Below are 18537 nucleotides of genomic sequence, written 5' to 3'. Positions count from 1 at the left end.
ACTGATAATGCCTGGATAAAGTTGACACATTTTGTTGGTGTTAAAAACCAAATCAAAATGAAAATGACATTTCATTTAAAACCCCAGCGAATCTTCAGTGAAGATTTACGTAAGCAAATTGTTGGACAGATAGAGCGAGGTGAGTTTACCGTTACCCAAGCCATGCGTGAGTATGGTATTGGAGGTAAACAAACTGTGTATAATTGGCTTTACCGTTATTCTCGTACCTTGAAAAAGGGAACCCGAATGGTTATGGAAAAAGACAGTCAGAGTAAGACGGCTCAAGAGCTTAGAAACCGCATTAAAGAACTGGAAGCGGCCTTGGGGCGCAAATCTTTAGAGGCAGATTTGTATCGGATCATAGTTGAACAGGCCTCCGATGAATACGGTGTTGATCTAAAAAAAAATTTTGGAGAACATGCATCAGAATCGGATCGGAAATGAAACATCAATATTTATTCAGTGTCAAACAGGCCTGTGAATTATTGGGTTTCAGTCGGCAGGCTTATTACAAGGCTTTGGTGGACAAACCAGAGCTAAGTGATCATGTTACTCAACTGGCAAATTCAGAACTTTGCAAAGCACGGACTCGCTGCCCTAGCCTGGGGTGCAGATCGATGTATGAGGATTTTGGTCATTTATTACCCATCGGTCGTGACAAAAGTATCGAGTTGTTTATGGATATGGGCTACCGGGTAAGATATCCCAAACGATATGGAAGGGCTACCCAGTCAGGGACCAGAGAATTCCCGAATCTGCTGGTAGAGAAAAATGTAAACGGCCTCAATCAAGTGTGGGAAGCGGATATGGCACATTATCTCTATGGAGACACCAAGCTTTACACCATTTACATCACCGACGTGTACAGTCAGGAAATCGTTGGTTTTGGAGCTTATTCGACCAATCTAGCCATCAACTATGCTGAAGTGATGGACCAGGCCATACGCGAAGCCAAGTCTAAGGGACTGAGTTTGCAGGGATTGATTCATCATAGTGATGGAGGAAAGCAGTATGAAAGTGTGCTGTATAAAATGCTTTGCAACCGTCATGCTATCAAACAAAGCATGTGCATGTATTCCTATGAAAACCCATACGCAGAAAAGACAAACGACCTGATAAACAACGGCTATCTAAACATCTGGAGGCCCAAATCACTCAAGGAGCTGAGAGCCTGCCAGCTCAAAGCAGTTAAAGATCATAATGAAAGAAGGCCAAAGAAAGCTCTAAAAAAACTATCCCCAGTCCAGTTCAGAAACCAAATCCTGAATGACCGAGGTAATTCCAAAACCTACAACTTAGAGCTAAAACCGCGAATACCAGAACAACCAAGAAAAAGAATTGAAATCAAACCCCTAATTTTAACTGACACAAGACAATAATGTGACAACCAAAATCAGGCAAGCTCATACTGTCTTCGGTCTTCCGTCTTCCAACTCAATTAACTCTTCAACAATTCCCTAATTTCATAATCCTGCAAATGCGCATTGAGCCAGCCAGCTTCGAGGGTGGCTCCGTACTTTTTGTAAAAATTGATCGCAGGCTCGTTCCAGTCCAGTACTTGCCACATCATTCCGGTGCAGTTGCCTTCTAAAGCCTTTGCCATGACCTGGTCAAAAAGCAACTTCCCTGCTCCATTTCCCCGCTCCGATTCAGTGACCACAATGTCTTCCAAATACAATCTTTTCCCCTTCCAAGTCGAATAGCGGTAATAATAAATGGCAATTCCGATGATTTCACGAGAGCTATCTTTTTCGCAGACATAGAAACCATAGACTGGATTTGGCCCAAAACCATCTTTTTTCATCAATTCGAGGGTATTGGTGACTTGTTCTGGGGCTTTTTCATAGAGTGCAAGTTCTTTGATCAGTTCGAGTACACGGGGGAGGTCTTCAATTTTGCCTTCGCGGAGAGAATACATAAGCGAAAAAGGGATTTGAATTTGGGAATTACTTTTACGATCGCCTAAATTAGTCAAAACCTGATAACAGAATGTTTTTAGCCATCGATGCCGGCAACTCCAATGTGGTTTTTGCACTCTTTGATCAAAAAAGCGGAAAATGGACCAACCAATTCCGCCTGGAAACCAAGACTCCAAAACTCATTTCCCAGCTGAGTAAAAAAGTCCCACTCTACTTTTTGGAACATGGAATCCATGCTTCTCAAATTGAAAAGATCGGGTTCAGCTCCGTCGTCCCGGAAATCAACAGCATTATCGAGCAATTTTGCCAATCTTACTTTGGACAATCTCCTTATTTAATCTCTGCGAAAAGCTATGAAACGTTGCCGATCAAATCGCTCCGTCCAAATGAAATAGGCAGTGATTTAATGTGTAATGTCATGGCTGCCTTTGCTAGACATACACAGCCCGTGATCGTGGTAGATTTTGGGACAGCATTGACCTTTACTGCTGTGGATTCAAAAGGAGAAATATTGGGCGTAAACATCGTCCCGGGACTGAAGACCGCAATCCATTCGCTTTTCACAAACACTTCAAAGCTTCCCGAAGTTGCACTGAAGCTGCCTGAGTCAGCCCTGGGCAAAAACACCATTCACGCAATTCAGGCGGGGGTTTTATATGGCTACACCGGTCTGGTCAAAGGAATGATCGAGGCGATCGAATCAGAAACGCGCCTGCAATTCAAAATCATCGCAACCGGCGGATTAGCAGCAATTTTGACAACCTTGGAAAGCACCTTCGACGAAGTGGATCGAAATCTGACTTTGGAAGGGCTCCGATTGATCACCGAAGCTAATTCAACCTAAGGCGAAAACACGGGGATTTCAACCTTATTTTCCCCAATCAATCCCTAACTTTGGGGACATAACTCCTGAATTATAGCCGTGTACAAATCCATACTTAAGCCCCTCTTTTTTCTAAAAAAACCGGAAGACGCACACCATTTCACATTCGATCTCACCAAACTGACCTTCAATCTCCCTATCATAAATTCGATTGTAAAGTCAACTTTTAAATTCGAAGATCCGAAGTTGGAGCGAGAAGTATTCGGCCTGAAATTCAAAAACCCGGTGGGTTTGGCAGCCGGTTTTGATAAAGATGCCAAGCTCATCGACGAGATGGCCATGCTGGGTTTCGGATTTATAGAAATCGGTACGCTGACACCGAAACCTCAGGAAGGAAATCCCAGGCCCCGTTTGTTCAGACTACCACAGGATGAAGCATTGATCAATCGAATGGGCTTCAACAATGGGGGTGTCTTGGCTGCTGTGGAGCGATTGAAAAAGCGAAAATCAGACGTCATTGTTGGGGGAAATATTGGTAAAAATAAAGTCACCCCAAATGAAAATGCGGTGGACGATTACCTGATTTGTCTGGAAACTCTTCATCCTTATGTGGATTATTTCGTCGTCAATGTGAGTTCTCCAAATACCCCAAATCTGCGTGATTTGCAGGAAAAAGAACCGCTAAAACAGCTTTTGCAAGCAGTCAAATCGGCAAATGATCGCAAGCCAAATCCAAAACCAATCCTGTTGAAAATCGCTCCCGATCTCACAGACGGACAGCTGGACGACATCGTTGAAATCGTTCAGGAAACTTGCATTGACGGGGTGATTGCGACCAATACGACCATAGACCGTTCGAAATTGAGCAGTCCGAAAAATGAAGTGGAGGCAATCGGCGCAGGTGGAGTCAGTGGCAAGGTATTAGCCAAAAGAAGTACAGAAGTCATCCGATACCTTCATCAGAGATCCAAGGGAGCATTCCCCATCATTGGGGTCGGCGGAATTTTCTGTGCCCAAGACGCAATTGAGAAGTTGGAGGCCGGAGCGAGCTTGATTCAGGTTTACTCGGGCATGATTTATGAGGGTCCGGCACTGATTAAAAGAATTAAAAAAGGGCTTCTGGCACATTTTTCCCGGTAAGTTCTATTTATTGGCCTTTTGGCTTAAATTAAAATTGTACTTTCAGGCTTAAATGGCATCAGAATCCGCAGCTAAAAATACCTTTCGAAGGAAATCAGAAAACACAAAAAAAGCCCCTCCTAAACCGGAAGGGCCTGGTTTTTCGTTTGGGAAAATTGAATTTAAGCAGCTTTCGCTGACACTGGGAATCATCCTGATCTCCATTGCCATCTTTTTGTTTATCGCTTTTGTCAGCTACCTGATTAACGGCCCTGCTGATCAAAGTCTTGTCATGAACAATCCCGATCAGGCAATCCGGGATTCTGCACGAGAATCACGAAATTGGGTAGGTTACCTTGGTGCCCAAGCCTCCCACTGGCTGATTTTTCGATGGTTTGGGATTGCTGCTTTTTTACTGCCTCCATTTCTTTTTTTGATCGGATTCAGATGGATATTCAAGTTTTCGCTGGTATCCCTTACCCGGTATGCTGTTTTTTCGCTGTTCTTCACGGCATGGCTAGGCTTATTGCTGGGTTATATTGTGATATTAATCGAAGGATATTCCTTTTGGAGTTTCCTTTCGGGTGGCTTTGGCTACGAATTGGCCAAGCTTTCCAGCGATTTTCTGGGCATGGGGACATTCATTCTTATTGTCGGTACCTTTTTGATTTTTGTGGTTCTCTTTTTCGGTTTGGAACAGTTAAACTGGTTTTCCCCGAAAGAATCTGAAGAAGAGGTGCCTGAGATATCTTCAGTGGCAGATACCAAAATCAAAAATCCAAATCCTTTCTCAAATGAAGAGGAATCTGAAGAAGAATTGGAAGAAATCGATGACGATGGAAGCGCTTGGGAAGTGAAAGGCACTTCTCCTGTTGATACAGCGCCTGAATTGCCATTCAGTATATCGGGAAGCTCAAATATGGAGGAGGAGGAAGATATTTTTGAAGTTCCTCAGGTGAATTTACTGGAAGAGGGGCATACTAAAAGCACAGTGAAAGAGGGTAAATTTTCCGTGAAAAAAGCTGAAGAGGAGAAAACTGCTCAAGAAGTCGAAAATCTGGATCCCTATGATCCTACCCTCGATCTTCCTCGATACAAATACCCCACCTTGGATTTGCTGAATGAATACGACATCAAAAAAGTAACCGTATCCATGCAGGAACTTCAGGAAAACAAGGATAAGATTGTCACCACACTGAAAAATTTCCAGATCGGCATTCAGGGAATTCAGGCGACGATCGGTCCGACAGTGACACTGTATGAGATTGTCCCCGATCCGGGAGTGAAGATTTCCAAAATCAAAAACCTCGAAGATGACATCGCTTTAAGTTTGGCGGCATTGGGTATTCGAATCATCGCACCGATTCCTGGCAAAGGGACGATCGGTATCGAAGTTCCAAACAAAAACCGTGAATTGGTGCCTGCCAGAGCTGTGCTTGGAACTGAAAAGTTCCTGAAATCGGATAAAGATCTTCCGATTGCTTTGGGAAAAACGATTTCCAATGAAGTTTTTGTAGCCGATCTTGCCAAGATGCCTCACTTATTGATGGCTGGTGCGACAGGCCAAGGAAAGTCAGTGGGCTTGAACATGATCTTGGCTTCTCTTATTTATAAGAAGCACCCTTCTCAGTTGAAATTTGTACTGGTCGATCCCAAAAAAGTCGAATTAACGCTCTTTAACAAGATCGAGCGTCACTTCTTGGCGAAGCTTCCAGGCTCAGAAGAAGCCATTATTACTGATACGAAAAAAGTTATTTACACCCTGAATTCGCTTTGTATCGAAATGGACAACCGATACAATTTGCTAAAGGACGCAGGCTGTAGAAACCTGAAAGAATACAATGCCAAGTTCATTGCAAGGAAGCTAAATCCTGAAAAAGGTCACTATTTCATGCCTTACATCGTCCTGGTAATTGACGAGTTGGCGGACTTGATGATGACTGCCGGAAAAGAAATCGAAGCTCCGATTGCCCGGTTGGCACAGTTAGCCCGAGCTATCGGAATTCACTTGGTGGTAGCCACGCAACGTCCTTCAGTCAACGTCATCACGGGTATCATCAAAGCAAACTTTCCGGCGCGACTTTCTTTCCGTGTCACCTCCAAAATCGACTCCAGAACCATCCTGGACGCAGGAGGAGCCGATCAACTCATTGGACAAGGTGATATGCTGCTTTCATTGGGGTCTGAAATGATCCGTATCCAATGCGCATTCCTTGATACACCGGAAGTAGATGCGATATGCGACTGGATCGGTGAGCAAAAAGGGTATTCCGACGCCTATCTCCTTCCTGAATTTGTGGGTGAAGACGGAGATGGTTCAATTTCAAGCGTGGATCTTTCGGATCGAGATCCCCTATTCGATGAGGCTGCAAGGCTGATTGTTTTGCATCAGCAGGGCAGTACTTCCTTGATTCAGCGAAAGTTAAAATTAGGATACAATCGAGCCGGAAGGATTGTGGATCAATTAGAGGCGGCCGGAATTGTGGGCTCCTTTGAGGGATCAAAGGCAAGGGAAGTACTGATTCAGGATGAGGCTAGTTTGGAACGGTTATTGAATAGCTTGTAAAAGCTGATTTCCCAGTCCCAGCAGTCCAAATTCATGAAATTCCAGACTCAACTTTTCCTTCTTTTTTCCATGGTTTTTTGGAGCTTTCAGGCCTCGGCTCAGAAAGATCCAAAAGCCAAAGTTGTGCTCGACGCCATGAGCGAAAAGTACCAAAGCATGAAAGGCTTCACTGCCGGCTTTGATTACACTTATCAGGATGCCGGTGTTCCGGGCGACCGCCAATCGGGTGAAATCGCTGTCAGCGGAGAGAAATACAGGCTTAAACTTCCCGATCAGGAAATTTACAATGATGGAAAAACCGTTTGGACCTTTATCCAAACAGCCAATTACAAGGAGGTAACCATCAATGATGCTGCACAATTGGAGGGGGAACTTACACCTTCGAATATTTACAAAATGTACCAGACAGGCTTCAATTACAAGCTTTTAGCAGATAAAACCTATCAGGGAAAGCTTGTAAATGTGGTTGAATTGACCGCTTTGAAATCCAACGCACCCTTTAAACAAGTGAAGCTGATGGTGGATAAGACTACCAAAGATTTGCTAGGTTGGGAAATGTATGACGGGCAGGGAGGGATGTTTTCCTATGCGTTCAAAAACCTCAAAGCAGCCTCCAATCTGACTGATGCCTATTTTGTCTTTGATCCCAAAAAATATCCGGGCATTGAAGTGATTGATTTGAGGTGATTTTTTAAAATAGCCTTACTTCGTAAAGTGGGAAGATTTTTCCACATTTTTTTTGACGGAAAAATCAAAATTCCTTCCTCAGTACCTCTTCGGTCCGGGGATTCAAGTTGACAAATCGAAATGGGATCGAAGGGTAGCTCTCCATGAAGAGTTTGTGTTTGCCTGGCTGATTTGATTTCTCGTCCAGCTTGACTTCCAAGGCCATTGGTTCATCCGTATCGGGCAACACAAAATCTACTTCTTTGCCCTCCGCTGTCCTCCAAAACCGGATTTCCTCCGCCCAACTAAGTACCCTCCATAAAGCACCTTCCTGACAGCGCGGGTAAGGGTCCATGTCCGGTGATTTTTGGATATGATGTGAGTCCTGACCGGTTATTTTTTTACTGGAATTGATAAAAAATGATCAAAACCCCTCAAAAAATACCCTATATAGGGTATTGCGGACACAATTTTCAGAACCTAACTTTGTAGAAGTTATCATTGATACACTCTAAACCCACCAGCCAAAGCAGTACTTTTTCTACTACCTCACCAGGCAAATTAAATGTAACCTAAATAAATAAATGATGAAAACAGAACGAAAAAGAATCAAACCCACTTTTCTAGTCGCTATTACTATCCTATTAGTAGGGGGGGGGCTGTCAAGAAGTTCAAGATGAATTTTCAGGCTGATCTATCCGACCAAAAGGTAGTTAGAGTAAAAGAGGGTACGCTGCATTTTCCAACTGCAGAAATTTTTGAGAATTACATGTTGGGTAGAGAAGAGTATCCTGTAGTTAACGAAGATTCGTTTGAAAGCCTTTTCTCTTTGGCGGGAAATCAGTTAAGGTCTAATTCTATGATTTCAGAGGTCGAAATCAATGCCATTCCTTTCGAATTTAGATTAACTCCGATTAACCGATAAGTAAAATGAAAGAAAGACTAAGTACACTTCTTGTCCTGCTGATTTTCTTTTTGTTGAATATTGATGCCTACAGCCAAGATAGTAGATGGTCTGTTGGTATTCAGGCAGGAAGAACACAATTATTAGGTTTTACCCGAATCTCCTATGAGCAAATTCCAGAATTTGAGGCCCAAGGCATGGGTGGAGTGAATATTCAAGTGTTTGGAAGGTATAACCTCTACAAGAAGGTTTCAATATTTGCCAGTGGCGGAATAAATAATCTTGTATCAGGAATGAGGTTTCAAGGCGAACGAGGCAGAAACTTTCAAACCAATGGAGTTACTCCTCAATTCTTCGCAGGAATAGATTACGATATTCCCTTTGGCAATTCAGGATTTGGGATTCTTTCAAAATTAGCATTTGGGCTCACAGGGAGTAATGCAACTGGAAAAAACAGGGATAGATTTCAAATGGCTGAGAATGAGTTTCCAGTCATCGGTTATTCAACTATTAGGGATGAAATCACGGGAAATATTGAAGATCGTTCCATATATATCAGGGATGTTGAAATTTTTGCTTCTGAATATAAATTCATTCATCATTTCCGGCCTGAGTTGAGTTTTTATAAAAAATATAATCGCCATCAATTCTCTATATCCGCTGTCTTTGCACTAGCTCCTGACAGGGACTTTTATACTGAGAATTTTTACCACTTGGAGTTTAAAGGAAACAGGCATACAGCAGGTCACCATTTCGGAGGGCATTATACTGCTTTGCTCTTTGGCTACGAATTCCGGTTTTAGATTCACGACTGCCAGCTAGATCTAGCTGGCAGTCTTTTTTTCTATGAATTTCCAAAAAATTAGTCCATTAATCTTGCATGGACTTGAAATAGGAATTAGAATACTTGTTTCGGGTTAAACCCAGTTCGGGGTTTAATCCTGATCGGCCAAGTCTGGATCTCAAAAATCCTTCCTCAGTACCTCTTCGGTCCAGGGATTCAAGTTGACAAATCGAAATGGAATGGCCGGGTAGCTTCCCATGAAGAGTTTGTGTTTGCCTGGCTGATTTGATTTATCATCCAGCTTGACTTCCAAGGCCATCGGAACTTCTGTATCCGGCAAGACAAAATCTACCTCTTTGCCATCCGCTGTCCTCCAAAACCGGATTTCCTCCGCCCCATAGCGATCTGCCAAACTTCTAAAAACCGCATTTTCCCAAAGTTCACCCCGGTCCATGCGGGTAGTAATCGACTGAAAATTCATCAGGAGACAGTTTCTCAGCCCCAAATCCAGAAAAAAGATTTTTGGCATTTTGGTAAGTTCCTTGCGCACATTGGAATAATAGGGCCTGACTGTCCCCACATGAAAGCAGGTTTGCATGATTCTCAGGTAGTTCAGAATGGTCTCTGACCTTGTTTTCAGGGTATTGCTGAGTTCAATGATATTTACCAATTGACCGGATTGCTCAGCTAGTATCCGGAAAAGTTGGTAAAACAGGAGCTCGTTTTTGATGCCTGATTCCAAGATATCCCGCTTCACAAAGGAGTCCCGGATGTCCTTCAACAGCTCTTTTTTCTCTTTTTCATCCCGCTCGATCACCACAGCCGGATAGCCTCCATAAATCAGGTATTTTTCAAATTCAAGTTTTAAAAAATCCGATTTGACCGATTTGTAGTTGGGAAGGGATTTGATTTTTTGATACTCGAGCTGTAGGTCTTCTCTACCCTGAAGCAGGAGAGTTTCCTCAAAATCACAGGTGTTTAACCTGAATATTCGCTTTCGACCAACCAAGGAGTCTTTGAACTTTTGGTCCAAATAAAAGGCACTGCTCCCACTGACGACCAGCTTGACCTGTGCCCGGTGCTCATCGTAAAGCAACTTGATAAAATTGGTAGGATGGCTCAGGTATTGGATTTCATCCAAGAAAAACACGGTTTTCCCCTGTGGATTGGACGAGTACGCCAACAAATTGAGTGGATTGGAATCCAGTTCTGCCAAAAGGAGTTTGTTTTCCAGATTGATATAGACTGTCGGGATATTCTCAGATTTACAGGCAGACTCGAGTTGTTTGAGCAGGGTAGATTTCCCGCTTTGTCTTGGCCCGATCAATAGGGTAGCTTCCTCTTTCTTAAGATGTTCGTTGAGTTCGATGAAAATCTTCCTTTGCATAGCACTAAACCTATCGGTTTTCAGTCGGTATCGAATACAAATGTACATCTTGGTTAGACAATTCTACTAGTAGACTAGTAAAATTATCCGATATTTTGCCTAGTGTACTAGTAAAAATATCTGATATTCTTCCTATTTAGAATAAGGGAATTAGTTCAATAACTTAGGCTTTGAGTGTTTTGACCCAGTTTTGGATGATGTCCAAGCCGTATTCTGTCAGATAGGCCTCTGGATGGTATTGAATCCCAAGGATAGGTAAGGTTTTATGGGCTAATCCCATAATTTCGCCCGAGTCGGTTTCCAAAATTGATTCGAGATATTCAGGCAGGTTTTTCAACTGAAGCGAATGATAGCGGGTGACCTGGAACCTTTCGGGTAAATTTTGGGTGAAATAGTTGGGACTTGTTTTTCTGACCCAATGGACTTTTCCATGCGTAGGAACTTGATTTTTCACCAACTCTGCTCCAAAAAATTCTCCGATTGCCTGATGACCGAGACAGACACCCAGTACTGGAACTTTCAAATGATATTTTGCGAAAATTGAATTCACATTGCCTGATTCATTAGGAGTTCCGGAACCGGGAGATAGAATCAGGCCTCTAAATTGGATTTTTTCAATTTCTTCCAAAGAAGTGTCATTCCTCAAAATCAGAAGTTCCTCTCCTGTTTGCCGAATAAGATCAGCCAAAATATGGCTGAAAGAATCAAAATTATCAATTAGTATCAGCATCCTTGAACCCCTCCACGATCTCAGCAATCGTCTCCTGCAATTCTTTGATTTTTGGCACCAGCGGTTCCAGCACCCAAATCACCCCCGGTGCCATGGGCTCGATGTATTGGAGATACTCACTTTTGGCACTCCATTCTTTTGGCATTTTGAGTTCAAAACTCAATGCAAGCCACATGAATAGGCTGATAAAAAAAGCGGACTTCACAATCCCCAAAATCGCCCCTGCGATGCTGTCAATACTTCCAAGAAGAATCAAATCCATCATTTTTTTGAGGATCCAGCCTGCAATCTTTACAATAAGTAAGGTGATGATAAATACAATCAAAAAAGCAATTACTGGAAAAGCAAAGGTGAGCTGATCCAGCCGTTCAGCAAGCATTTTACTCACCGGATCCATAAAATAGACTCCTAAAATAATCGCCAAAACAAAACCTATGAGGCCCACAATGGTCATCAATAGACCTTTTTTGTAGCCCTCATAGGCTCCTAATACCAGAATGATCAGGATAACAATATCAATCGGTGCCAACTCAGCCGTTCAAAAGTGATTTAACTTTGTCCGCGATGGCTTTGCCATCTGCCTTGCCTGCAAGCTGCTTGTTGGCTGCTCCGATGACTTTGCCCATTTCTTTGGCACTTACTGCTCCCGTGATATTGATGATTTCTTGGATAGCCATGGTAAGCTCCTCGTCGGTTAAAGCCTTGGGTAAAAACTCCTGGATCACCGCAAGCTCAGCCAATTCAACCTCCAATAGATCAGGTCTGTTTTGCTGCTGATAGATATCTGCGGAGTCTTTGCGCTGCTTAGCTGCTTTGGTCAAAAGCTTCATTTCTTCATCTTCGCTGAGCTCTCCACTGAAGCCTCCTTTTGTTTCTTCAAGAAGAATCATCGATTTGATCGCGCGCAAAGCGGTCAATCGTACCTTATCTTTGGCAATCATGGCGGATTTAATTTCGCCTTCTACTTTCTGCTTTAAAGCCATTAGTCCTAAGTTTGTGTTATATCAATAATACGGGGTAAAAATACCTTTTTCAACACGGATATGACTCAACTCAGTGTAAATATTAACAAGATTGCCACGCTTCGCAATGCTAGAGGAGCAGACAATCCCAATGTAGTCAAAGTGGCCTTGGACTGTGAGCGGTTTGGTGCTCAGGGAATTACAGTCCATCCGAGACCGGATGAGCGGCACATCCGCTATCAGGATGTCCGGGATTTGGCAAAGGTCGTGACCACCGAATTCAACATCGAAGGCTATCCCGATCAGCGCTTTATGCAACTGATCCGGGAGGTCAAACCTGCCCAAACCACACTCGTACCCGATCCGCCGGACGCGATTACCTCCAGTTCGGGTTGGGATACGATTACGCATCAGCGTATGCTCAAAGAAATCGTGGCTGAACTCCATGAAATCGGCACAAGGGTATCCATTTTCATCAATCCTGAGGCAAAATACTTCGAACCTGCCAAGCTTACAGGTACGGATCGGGTGGAACTCTACACCGAACCGTATGCTTCGCACTACCATCAGGATCGGGAAAAAGCCGTGAAGCCCTATGTCGAAGTAGCCCTAATCGCCAGAGAATTGGGCCTGGGATTGAATGCCGGACACGATTTGGATCTTCACAATTTAGCATATCTGAAACAGCAGATTCCCTTCCTCGAAGAAGTCTCCATAGGCCATGCGCTGATCTGCGATGCACTGTATTATGGACTGGAAAATACGATTCAGATGTATAGGAGGCAGTTGGAATTGTAGTCAACGGTCCACAGACGACGGTCCACCGCCGCTGATGAGAACTTCAATCCCCTAGGTAATTTTCAACCATTCAAGTTAAAAATAATGGCATTCAAATTTGAAGAATTGAGGGTTTGGGAAATAGCGATTAATCTTTCTGCTGAGGTAAGCAAATTGGTAAAATCTTTCCCATCCGAAGAAAAATTTGTTCTGAGTTCACAAATCCAACGGGCAGCGGACTCGGTAGCATTAAATATTGCAGAAGGTTCTACAGGTCAGTCCAATGCTGAATTCAAGAAATTTCTCGGATATTCGATCCGCTCTACAATAGAAGTGGTAAGCTGTTTATATCTCAAAAGAGGAATTATCAGTGAAGAGGAATTTTCAAGATTCTATACCTCTTTTGAGGCTCTGATCATTAAAATTCAGTCACTTCGAAATTCATTTTAGAAAAGAAAAATTTAACTCTATCATTCCGCGGCTGTCGTCTATGGACTGTCGACCGTTAACAAAAAAATTATGAAATTAAACTTCAAAAAATCCGGCTCCGGGCCACCGCTTGTAATTCTCCACGGTCTTTTTGGATCGGCAGACAATTGGTTTTCTATCGCAAAAGAACTGGTGGAACATTATACCCTCTATCTGGTCGATCAACGCAATCATGGAGATTCTCCTCATTCTGAAGTTTGGAATTATGCCGTGATGGTAGAGGATTTAAAGGAGTTACTTGATGATGAGGGACTGGAAAAAGTTTTACTTATGGGTCATTCCATGGGCGGAAAGACGGTGATGAACTTCGCCGTAACCTATCCTGAACGGGTGGTAAAACTCATTGTGGCGGATATTGCGCCAAGATTTTACCCAATCCACCATGAGACGATTTTGAAGGGATTGAATTCACTCGATTTGAAAAGCATCCAATCTCGAAAAGAAGCGGATGAACAGTTGGCCCGATACATTCCGGAACTTGGCATCCGGCAGTTTTTGTTGAAAAGCCTAACCAGAGACAGTAATGGATTTGCCTGGAAGATCAATCTTTCCACAATCACAGAAAACATTGAAATGGTAGGTGAAGCTATTGCAGAAGATGCCGTCTATGAAGGCCCTACCCTTTTCCTTGCAGGGGCCAATTCTCATTATATCCAACAAAAAGACCTTCCTGACATACTGGCTCACTTTCCAAAGTACGAACTGGAATTTATCGCTGATGCCGGCCATTGGTTGCATGCCGAACAACCACATGCGGTAGTGGAAGAGATGAGGAGGTTTTTGGGGTAAAACAAAATGAAGGAGTTCTAAATGAGATTCCCGACATTTTTCTGAGAGTCTCAAAAGTTTCCCGCAGATTTCCACAGAAAAAGACGCAGATTTCCACAGATTTTTTAAAACAAGTGATAGAAATATCGCTCTGTTATCTGCTAGGATGATCAAACTGCCTGCTTCAAATCCACTGCCCCTTGTGTCGGTGCCTACTGAAAACTGCCCACTTTCAGGTTTCTCACTTTAGCCTTCAGACTTTCACTTGACTTTCTTCCCATGCTTCATCACCATGTCTACATTTTGCAATAGGTTGATGTAGCGGAGCACATCCCCACGGACGGCGATGATGTCGGCGTATTTCCCTTCAGAGATCGTCCCATAGTCCTTGTCCACTTTCATGGCTACCGCAGGCCAATACGTTGCAGCTTTGATCGTCAAGAGCGGATCCATGCCAAAGTGATTCACCCAAACATCGAGTTCGTTCCAGGTACTTTGGCTGTGAAATTTCATCGGAATGCCACTGTCCGTACCAACCAGCATTACCACGCCGCTTTCTTTCAGCTGCGCAAATTTTCTGTCCAAGGTTGGTTTCCTCACAGGAGTTAATTGGAAGTAAGACATCCTTCCCGGAAAGCGAAGTGAAGCGCGTATATCCCGGATGATTGAGTCGGGCAAGCCTAGGTGCCAAGAGGTGTCGTCCAGTTTTTCGGGATTGTCCCGGACGTATTCATAGTTGAAAAGACCTTCGACCGTTGGCGTCCAGAAGAGCGGCCCAAGGTTCATTTTTGCTGCTCGCTCTTTCATCATCAGCATGATGTCTTCAGGATATTCCGGCGCTGAACTCAAACCTGTATGCTCAAAATTATCCACGCCGATCTGTAATCCGATTCGGATTTCGTCCGGTCGGTGGGAGTGGCCTACGACCATTTTCCCATACTTGTGCGCTTCATCCACCACGGCTTTTGCTTCTTCTAAAGTCATCTGATCCTGATCGATCAGCTTGATCACATCCACTCCCGCATCAATGAGTTTTTTGACTTTTGCGCGGGCATCAGCAGCACCATTCACGCCCCAGCGGAATGCCTCGGTATTGGGATAAGGCGCTTTTTGGATAAAAGGCCCGGAAACATAGATCGTCGGACCGGGGATTTCACCTTTGTTGATTCGATTACGCACATTGATGCTGGCTTCCAGAGGAGCTCCCAAATCTCTGGCACTCGTAACTCCAGCCATCAAGAGTTGATGTGCAGAAGAAGGCATGATCACGGATTCAAATACATCGATATAGGTACTGTCCCAGTGAGTATAATCGCTGTGACCATTAAGCATCAGGTGCACGTGCATGTCCCAAAGGCCGGGAAGGACGCTCATTCCCTCGGTAGAAATAATCTCTGCTCCAGCAGGAATGGCCAAACTTTCAACTTGTCCCACGGCTTTGATCCGCTCGCCTTCGATAATAATGACCGAATTTCGGATCGGTGTGCCACCAAAACCATCGATCAGGGTACCGCCTACGAGGGCTTTGAGATTTTGGGCAGGTGATTGGAGAGAAAAGGCAAAGAATAGAATCGTAAGAAATTTTCTGGATTTCATAGGTTGGGTGGTTTAACGATCCAAAAAGGTACAAAACTTATAGGAATCGAGGTGTTTACTCGAAGGCCTGAAAGTGTAAAAATACCTGTCAGGTTTTCAAAACCTGACAGGTCTAATCCAATAATTTAGTTTCTTGAGACTTCCAGAAAATAAGCTAAATGAATTTTGACAGCTTTTTGGAAATGGTAAACATTCGTTATTTACTTCAAGAGAATCTGATAGCCCAACTGTATTATCCAAAAATCTCCCTTGAGCTCATGTCTGGAATTGGTTCGGTTCCTTCCAATCCCCAGTTGAGTTTAGTTCTCTTTTTCCAAGAAACTTTCATTTTTTTCTTTTCGGACTGTAACAGATTATAGCTTGTGATCGTCTTAAAACTAAATTTAGATGACTATGAAAGCCCTGATTAAGAGTATTCTAGTGTTTTTAACAGGCTTTGTTTTTTTAGCCTGTGAAGACGACTCCCTACCAGACTGCGTGGAGGGACGAGTTATAGGTTATATAAGCTGTTTAAATTTAAATGTTGTCCAAGTCCTTTCCCATAGTGGGATAGGTAAAACAACAGATTGGATGGGAGAAACATATGATAATATTGTTCAAATACCGGGAGGAAGGATCCCTGATGGCGAAATTTTTTTCAGGTTTAGGACATATTCTGAAGAAAGAGATGGTGGTTTTTCCAATCTTATCTGCCCTGCTAATGTCGCACCTCTCCCAGTACCCAAAATTATTCTGATTGAATATTCAATTGAAAACTGCCCCTGAAATAAAAACCTTTCTATTCTTTTTAGGAATTATTTTATTCCTTTCAGTTATGTCTTCAGTAACTCGGGAAGAATACTATTATTGGTCAGGTGGGGAAAAAATTCCCTTGGCTATTGACAAAACCTCATTGCTTGTTAAGGTAAAGCATGGAACTAACTTGCCAACATTGATCTCAAAGGTTCAAAATGCAGGCTTCTCTTGTTTTCTAAGCCGAGTTAACGAGGAGGAAATGATCATTAAATCAGATAAAGTCCAGTTAGAAATCAATAAGGTTGTTTCTCAGTTTCCAGAAATCGAGAATGCTTCTTTCGGTCTTTTGTTTCAGTCCGATAGATTACCTATGTTTATAAACGGGGAAATTTTAATTGAGTTAAAATCTGGAATCCCTATTGATAGTGTAATTAACATTATTGGAGGGGAAGGTAAATCTTATGAGGAAGGAAAAAATAATTCTTATAAGATAGTTTTTAAGGATTGGGACAAGGCCATAGGAATTGCCAATCTGATTTATGAGAGTGGTTTGGTTAACTACAGTCACCCAAATTTTAAGGCCAATATCTATAAATTCCAAGCAGTTCCAAACGATCCGCTTTATCAACAACAGTATTATTTAAACCAAGGGAACAATTTTAATATTAATGCTCCACAAGCTTGGGGAATTTCTAGGGGTCTAAGACCAGTAAGGGTTGCAGTTATAGATGATGGTGTGGAGAATCATGAGGATATACAGGGAAGAGTTCTTCCTGGCTTTACCCCAACAAATAACAATGGGTTTGGAGCTCCAACAAATCAACTTCCTCCGGCTAATTTATACACAATAGGTCATGGGCAAGCCTGCGCTGGAATAATATCAGCCACTCATAATAATTTAGGGGTTGCAGGAGTAGCTCCATGTACTAACATCATTCCCATTAATATCTTTAATAACTGGTTTGTTTTTGAGCAAAGGGTGTTGTTTAACGAAACTATCGAAGATTTACGAAATGCAATTGATTGGGCTTGGGATGAAGGAAATGCAGAGGTACTTAATAATTCTTGGGGCTTTGGAAATCAGAATTCAAATTTTGATGCAATTACATTTGCTATCAACAGGGCAAGAACATTGGGAAGAGGTGGTTTAGGGAGTATAGTTGTATTTTCTTCGGGCAACTCTAACCAAAATTTTAGCGGAGTTACATTTCCAGCTAATGTCAACGGGGTGATCGCAGTCGGTGCTATAGACAGAAATGGAAATATTTGGAACTATAGTAGCCGGGGACCTCAAATGGACTTGGTTGCTCCTTCAGGTAATGTAGGTGGAGCAGGTGATCTCGTCACTACGGACAGAATGGGTAATCTTGGATACAACAATGGAAATTATACAGATACTTTTGGTGGGACTTCAGCAGCTGCTCCCCAAGTATCAGGGGTGGCAGCATTGATGCTTTCTGTTAATGCAGGTTTGACTGAAACCCAAGTTCGAACAATCTTACAAAACACGGCCACAGATATGGGTACATCAGGATTTGACAATACCTTTGGATTTGGAAGAGTCAATGCATTGGCTGCATTGCAGCAGGCTCTTCCTCCAATTACCGGAAATGATTTAATGTGCTCGTCGGCAAATTTCACCTTGCAAAATGTGCCGGCAGGTGTTATGGCTACCTGGTCGGTCAACCCAACAAGCTTGTTTACAGGAAGTACTTCGGGGAGCGGGGCGACAGCTAATCTTAACTCATCAGGTAGTTCAGGACAAGCCACATTGACCTACACCTTGACTTCTCCATGCGGTAATTTACAGATTCAGCGATCCATTTGGGTAGGAACCCCCCAAATCACCAATATGCGGGTGAATAATATGTCTTACTTCACGGGGATGAACGTCCAACTCTGTCCCGGAAATCACTGGCTAAATGTCACTCCGGTGGGCGGAAATCCGGGAAATGCCAGCTGGACAGTACCATCCGGAATCCCTCATTTTGTCGGGACGAATACGCTGGATTTTACCTATCCTCAAAATTATTCCAATTCCCTGACTATATCCGTTCGTGCATCCAATGCATGCGGACAGGGGGCCAATTCTAATTTCTTCTTAAGTAAAAAAACCTTTGGCTGTACCAGCTCATTTTCCATGGTGATCTATCCCAATCCGGCCAAAGATCAGTTTAGCGTAGAAATGATGGCAATCGACAAAAATGCAATGACAGAAGAAGTCCCGGTCATTGAGTCAGCAGTATTATTGGATAAGGAAGGCAGAGAAATTGCAATAGGGAAAAGGGTAGCAGGGAAAATGACTTTTGAAG

Annotated in this window: 20 protein-coding genes; 13 read left to right on the top strand and 7 right to left on the bottom strand. The window is 43.0% G+C overall.

What is annotated here, in order from left to right; genetic code table 11:
• Together BLQ81_RS21165 and BLQ81_RS21160 are read left to right on the top strand one after the other, a co-directional pair.
• Positions 1-444 (top strand): IS630 transposase-related protein (locus BLQ81_RS21165; RefSeq protein ID WP_092733944.1); only part of this gene is annotated, 444 nt, incomplete at its 5' end.
• Entirely contained in the window at positions 441-1379 is a 939-nt protein-coding gene (locus BLQ81_RS21160) for a DDE-type integrase/transposase/recombinase (protein WP_092733948.1), read from the top strand. The genes BLQ81_RS21165 and BLQ81_RS21160, both read left to right, overlap by 4 nt.
• Positions 1380-1438: 59 nt before the next feature.
• On the opposite strand, the gene BLQ81_RS21155 is transcribed toward BLQ81_RS21160, so the two are convergent.
• Complete coding sequence (locus tag BLQ81_RS21155; protein ID WP_092734925.1) at positions 1439-1918, bottom strand: GNAT family N-acetyltransferase; 480 nt, start codon at positions 1916-1918, stop codon at positions 1439-1441.
• A gap of 71 nt (positions 1919-1989) precedes the next feature.
• Here BLQ81_RS21155 and BLQ81_RS21150 point away from each other — a divergent pair, with 71 nt between their 5' ends.
• From BLQ81_RS21150 to BLQ81_RS21135, 4 genes are all read left to right on the top strand, one after another.
• Positions 1990-2763 carry a type III pantothenate kinase gene (locus BLQ81_RS21150; protein WP_092734922.1) on the top strand — a complete coding sequence of 258 codons (774 nt, stop codon included), beginning with the start codon at positions 1990-1992 and terminating at the stop codon, positions 2761-2763.
• A gap of 78 nt (positions 2764-2841) precedes the next feature.
• The gene (locus BLQ81_RS21145) at positions 2842-3882 is read left to right on the top strand and encodes a quinone-dependent dihydroorotate dehydrogenase (RefSeq protein WP_092734919.1); all 1041 of its coding nucleotides are present in this window, start codon (positions 2842-2844) and stop codon (positions 3880-3882) included.
• 52 nt (positions 3883-3934) lie between these two features.
• Positions 3935-6427, top strand: coding sequence for an FtsK/SpoIIIE family DNA translocase (locus BLQ81_RS21140; protein ID WP_092734916.1), 2493 nt, complete (start codon positions 3935-3937; stop codon positions 6425-6427).
• 33 nt (positions 6428-6460) lie between these two features.
• A complete protein-coding gene (locus BLQ81_RS21135; protein WP_092734913.1) occupies positions 6461-7114 on the top strand; it encodes a LolA family protein in 654 nt (217 codons plus the stop codon).
• A 64-nt stretch (positions 7115-7178) separates the two neighbouring features.
• On the opposite strand, the gene BLQ81_RS21130 is transcribed toward BLQ81_RS21135, so the two are convergent.
• Positions 7179-7448 (bottom strand): hypothetical protein, encoded by a 270-nt coding sequence (locus tag BLQ81_RS21130; protein WP_092734910.1) that lies wholly within the window; start codon positions 7446-7448, stop codon positions 7179-7181.
• A 321-nt stretch (positions 7449-7769) separates the two neighbouring features.
• Here BLQ81_RS21130 and BLQ81_RS21125 point away from each other — a divergent pair, with 321 nt between their 5' ends.
• Positions 7770-8018: a hypothetical protein gene (locus BLQ81_RS21125; RefSeq protein ID WP_092734907.1), complete on the top strand. Its 249-nt coding sequence runs from the start codon at positions 7770-7772 to the stop codon at positions 8016-8018.
• 5 nt (positions 8019-8023) lie between these two features.
• Positions 8024-8800, top strand: a complete 777-nt coding sequence (locus tag BLQ81_RS21120) for a hypothetical protein (protein WP_092734904.1) — start codon at positions 8024-8026, stop codon at positions 8798-8800.
• Positions 8801-8959: 159 nt separating this feature from the next.
• Here the strand turns inward: BLQ81_RS21120 and BLQ81_RS21115 are convergent, their stop codons facing one another.
• The 4 genes from BLQ81_RS21115 to BLQ81_RS21100 form a co-directional block, all read right to left on the bottom strand.
• On the bottom strand, positions 8960-10168 hold the full coding sequence (locus BLQ81_RS21115) for an ATP-binding protein (protein WP_092734901.1): 1209 nt from the start codon (positions 10166-10168) through the stop codon (positions 8960-8962).
• A gap of 163 nt (positions 10169-10331) precedes the next feature.
• Complete coding sequence (locus BLQ81_RS21110; RefSeq protein ID WP_092734898.1) at positions 10332-10898, bottom strand: anthranilate synthase component II; 567 nt, start codon at positions 10896-10898, stop codon at positions 10332-10334.
• Positions 10882-11427: a CvpA family protein gene (locus BLQ81_RS21105; RefSeq protein WP_092734895.1), complete on the bottom strand. Its 546-nt coding sequence runs from the start codon at positions 11425-11427 to the stop codon at positions 10882-10884. Before BLQ81_RS21105 ends, BLQ81_RS21110 begins: the two co-directional genes overlap by 17 nt.
• A gap of 1 nt (position 11428) precedes the next feature.
• Positions 11429-11881, bottom strand: a complete 453-nt coding sequence (locus BLQ81_RS21100; protein ID WP_092734892.1) for a GatB/YqeY domain-containing protein — start codon at positions 11879-11881, stop codon at positions 11429-11431.
• Between the two features lie 60 nt (positions 11882-11941).
• Between BLQ81_RS21100 and BLQ81_RS21095 the strand changes: the two genes are divergently transcribed.
• The 3 genes from BLQ81_RS21095 (at position 11942) to BLQ81_RS21085 (ending at position 13915) form a co-directional block, all read left to right on the top strand.
• On the top strand, positions 11942-12658 hold the full coding sequence (locus BLQ81_RS21095; protein ID WP_092734889.1) for a pyridoxine 5'-phosphate synthase: 717 nt from the start codon (positions 11942-11944) through the stop codon (positions 12656-12658).
• Positions 12659-12742: 84 nt separating this feature from the next.
• Positions 12743-13087, top strand: coding sequence for a four helix bundle protein (locus BLQ81_RS21090; protein ID WP_092734885.1), 345 nt, complete (start codon positions 12743-12745; stop codon positions 13085-13087).
• A 69-nt stretch (positions 13088-13156) separates the two neighbouring features.
• Positions 13157-13915, top strand: coding sequence for an alpha/beta fold hydrolase (locus BLQ81_RS21085; RefSeq protein ID WP_092734882.1), 759 nt, complete (start codon positions 13157-13159; stop codon positions 13913-13915).
• Positions 13916-14155: 240 nt separating this feature from the next.
• On the opposite strand, the gene BLQ81_RS21080 is transcribed toward BLQ81_RS21085, so the two are convergent.
• The gene (locus BLQ81_RS21080; RefSeq protein WP_092734879.1) at positions 14156-15490 is read right to left on the bottom strand and encodes an amidohydrolase family protein; all 1335 of its coding nucleotides are present in this window, start codon (positions 15488-15490) and stop codon (positions 14156-14158) included.
• 393 nt (positions 15491-15883) lie between these two features.
• On the opposite strand from BLQ81_RS21080, the gene BLQ81_RS21070 reads away from it, so the two are divergent.
• Both BLQ81_RS21070 and BLQ81_RS21065 read left to right on the top strand, forming a co-directional pair.
• A complete protein-coding gene (locus BLQ81_RS21070; RefSeq protein WP_139183700.1) occupies positions 15884-16255 on the top strand; it encodes a hypothetical protein in 372 nt (123 codons plus the stop codon).
• A gap of 49 nt (positions 16256-16304) precedes the next feature.
• Positions 16305-18537 (top strand): S8 family peptidase (locus tag BLQ81_RS21065; protein ID WP_092734870.1); only part of this gene is annotated, 2233 nt, incomplete at its 3' end.

It is taken from the genome of Algoriphagus alkaliphilus, from assembly GCF_900103735.1.
Taxonomy (GTDB): Bacteria; Bacteroidota; Bacteroidia; order Cytophagales; family Cyclobacteriaceae; genus Algoriphagus; species Algoriphagus alkaliphilus.
The sequence above is the reverse complement of the archived record's forward strand: the minus strand, read 5'-3'. Positions and strand labels throughout refer to the sequence as shown.

Excerpts from the sequence above, each read along its gene's own strand:
- BLQ81_RS21160 (WP_092733948.1), top strand. The coding sequence starts at position 441 with ATGAAACATCAATATTTATTCAGTGTCAAACAGGCCTGTGAATTATTG.
- BLQ81_RS21155 (WP_092734925.1), bottom strand. The coding sequence starts at position 1,918 with ATGTATTCTCTCCGCGAAGGCAAAATTGAAGACCTCCCCCGTGTACTC.
- BLQ81_RS21150 (WP_092734922.1), top strand. The coding sequence starts at position 1,990 with ATGTTTTTAGCCATCGATGCCGGCAACTCCAATGTGGTTTTTGCACTC.
- BLQ81_RS21140 (WP_092734916.1), top strand. The coding sequence starts at position 3,935 with ATGGCATCAGAATCCGCAGCTAAAAATACCTTTCGAAGGAAATCAGAA.
- BLQ81_RS21135 (WP_092734913.1), top strand. The coding sequence starts at position 6,461 with ATGAAATTCCAGACTCAACTTTTCCTTCTTTTTTCCATGGTTTTTTGG.
- BLQ81_RS21130 (WP_092734910.1), bottom strand. The coding sequence starts at position 7,448 with ATGGACCCTTACCCGCGCTGTCAGGAAGGTGCTTTATGGAGGGTACTT.
- BLQ81_RS21125 (WP_092734907.1), top strand. The coding sequence starts at position 7,770 with ATGAATTTTCAGGCTGATCTATCCGACCAAAAGGTAGTTAGAGTAAAA.
- BLQ81_RS21120 (WP_092734904.1), top strand. The coding sequence starts at position 8,024 with ATGAAAGAAAGACTAAGTACACTTCTTGTCCTGCTGATTTTCTTTTTG.
- BLQ81_RS21115 (WP_092734901.1), bottom strand. The coding sequence starts at position 10,168 with ATGCAAAGGAAGATTTTCATCGAACTCAACGAACATCTTAAGAAAGAG.
- BLQ81_RS21110 (WP_092734898.1), bottom strand. The coding sequence starts at position 10,898 with ATGCTGATACTAATTGATAATTTTGATTCTTTCAGCCATATTTTGGCT.
- BLQ81_RS21100 (WP_092734892.1), bottom strand. The coding sequence starts at position 11,881 with ATGGCTTTAAAGCAGAAAGTAGAAGGCGAAATTAAATCCGCCATGATT.
- BLQ81_RS21095 (WP_092734889.1), top strand. The coding sequence starts at position 11,942 with ATGACTCAACTCAGTGTAAATATTAACAAGATTGCCACGCTTCGCAAT.
- BLQ81_RS21090 (WP_092734885.1), top strand. The coding sequence starts at position 12,743 with ATGGCATTCAAATTTGAAGAATTGAGGGTTTGGGAAATAGCGATTAAT.
- BLQ81_RS21085 (WP_092734882.1), top strand. The coding sequence starts at position 13,157 with ATGAAATTAAACTTCAAAAAATCCGGCTCCGGGCCACCGCTTGTAATT.
- BLQ81_RS21080 (WP_092734879.1), bottom strand. The coding sequence starts at position 15,490 with ATGAAATCCAGAAAATTTCTTACGATTCTATTCTTTGCCTTTTCTCTC.
- BLQ81_RS21070 (WP_139183700.1), top strand. The coding sequence starts at position 15,884 with ATGAAAGCCCTGATTAAGAGTATTCTAGTGTTTTTAACAGGCTTTGTT.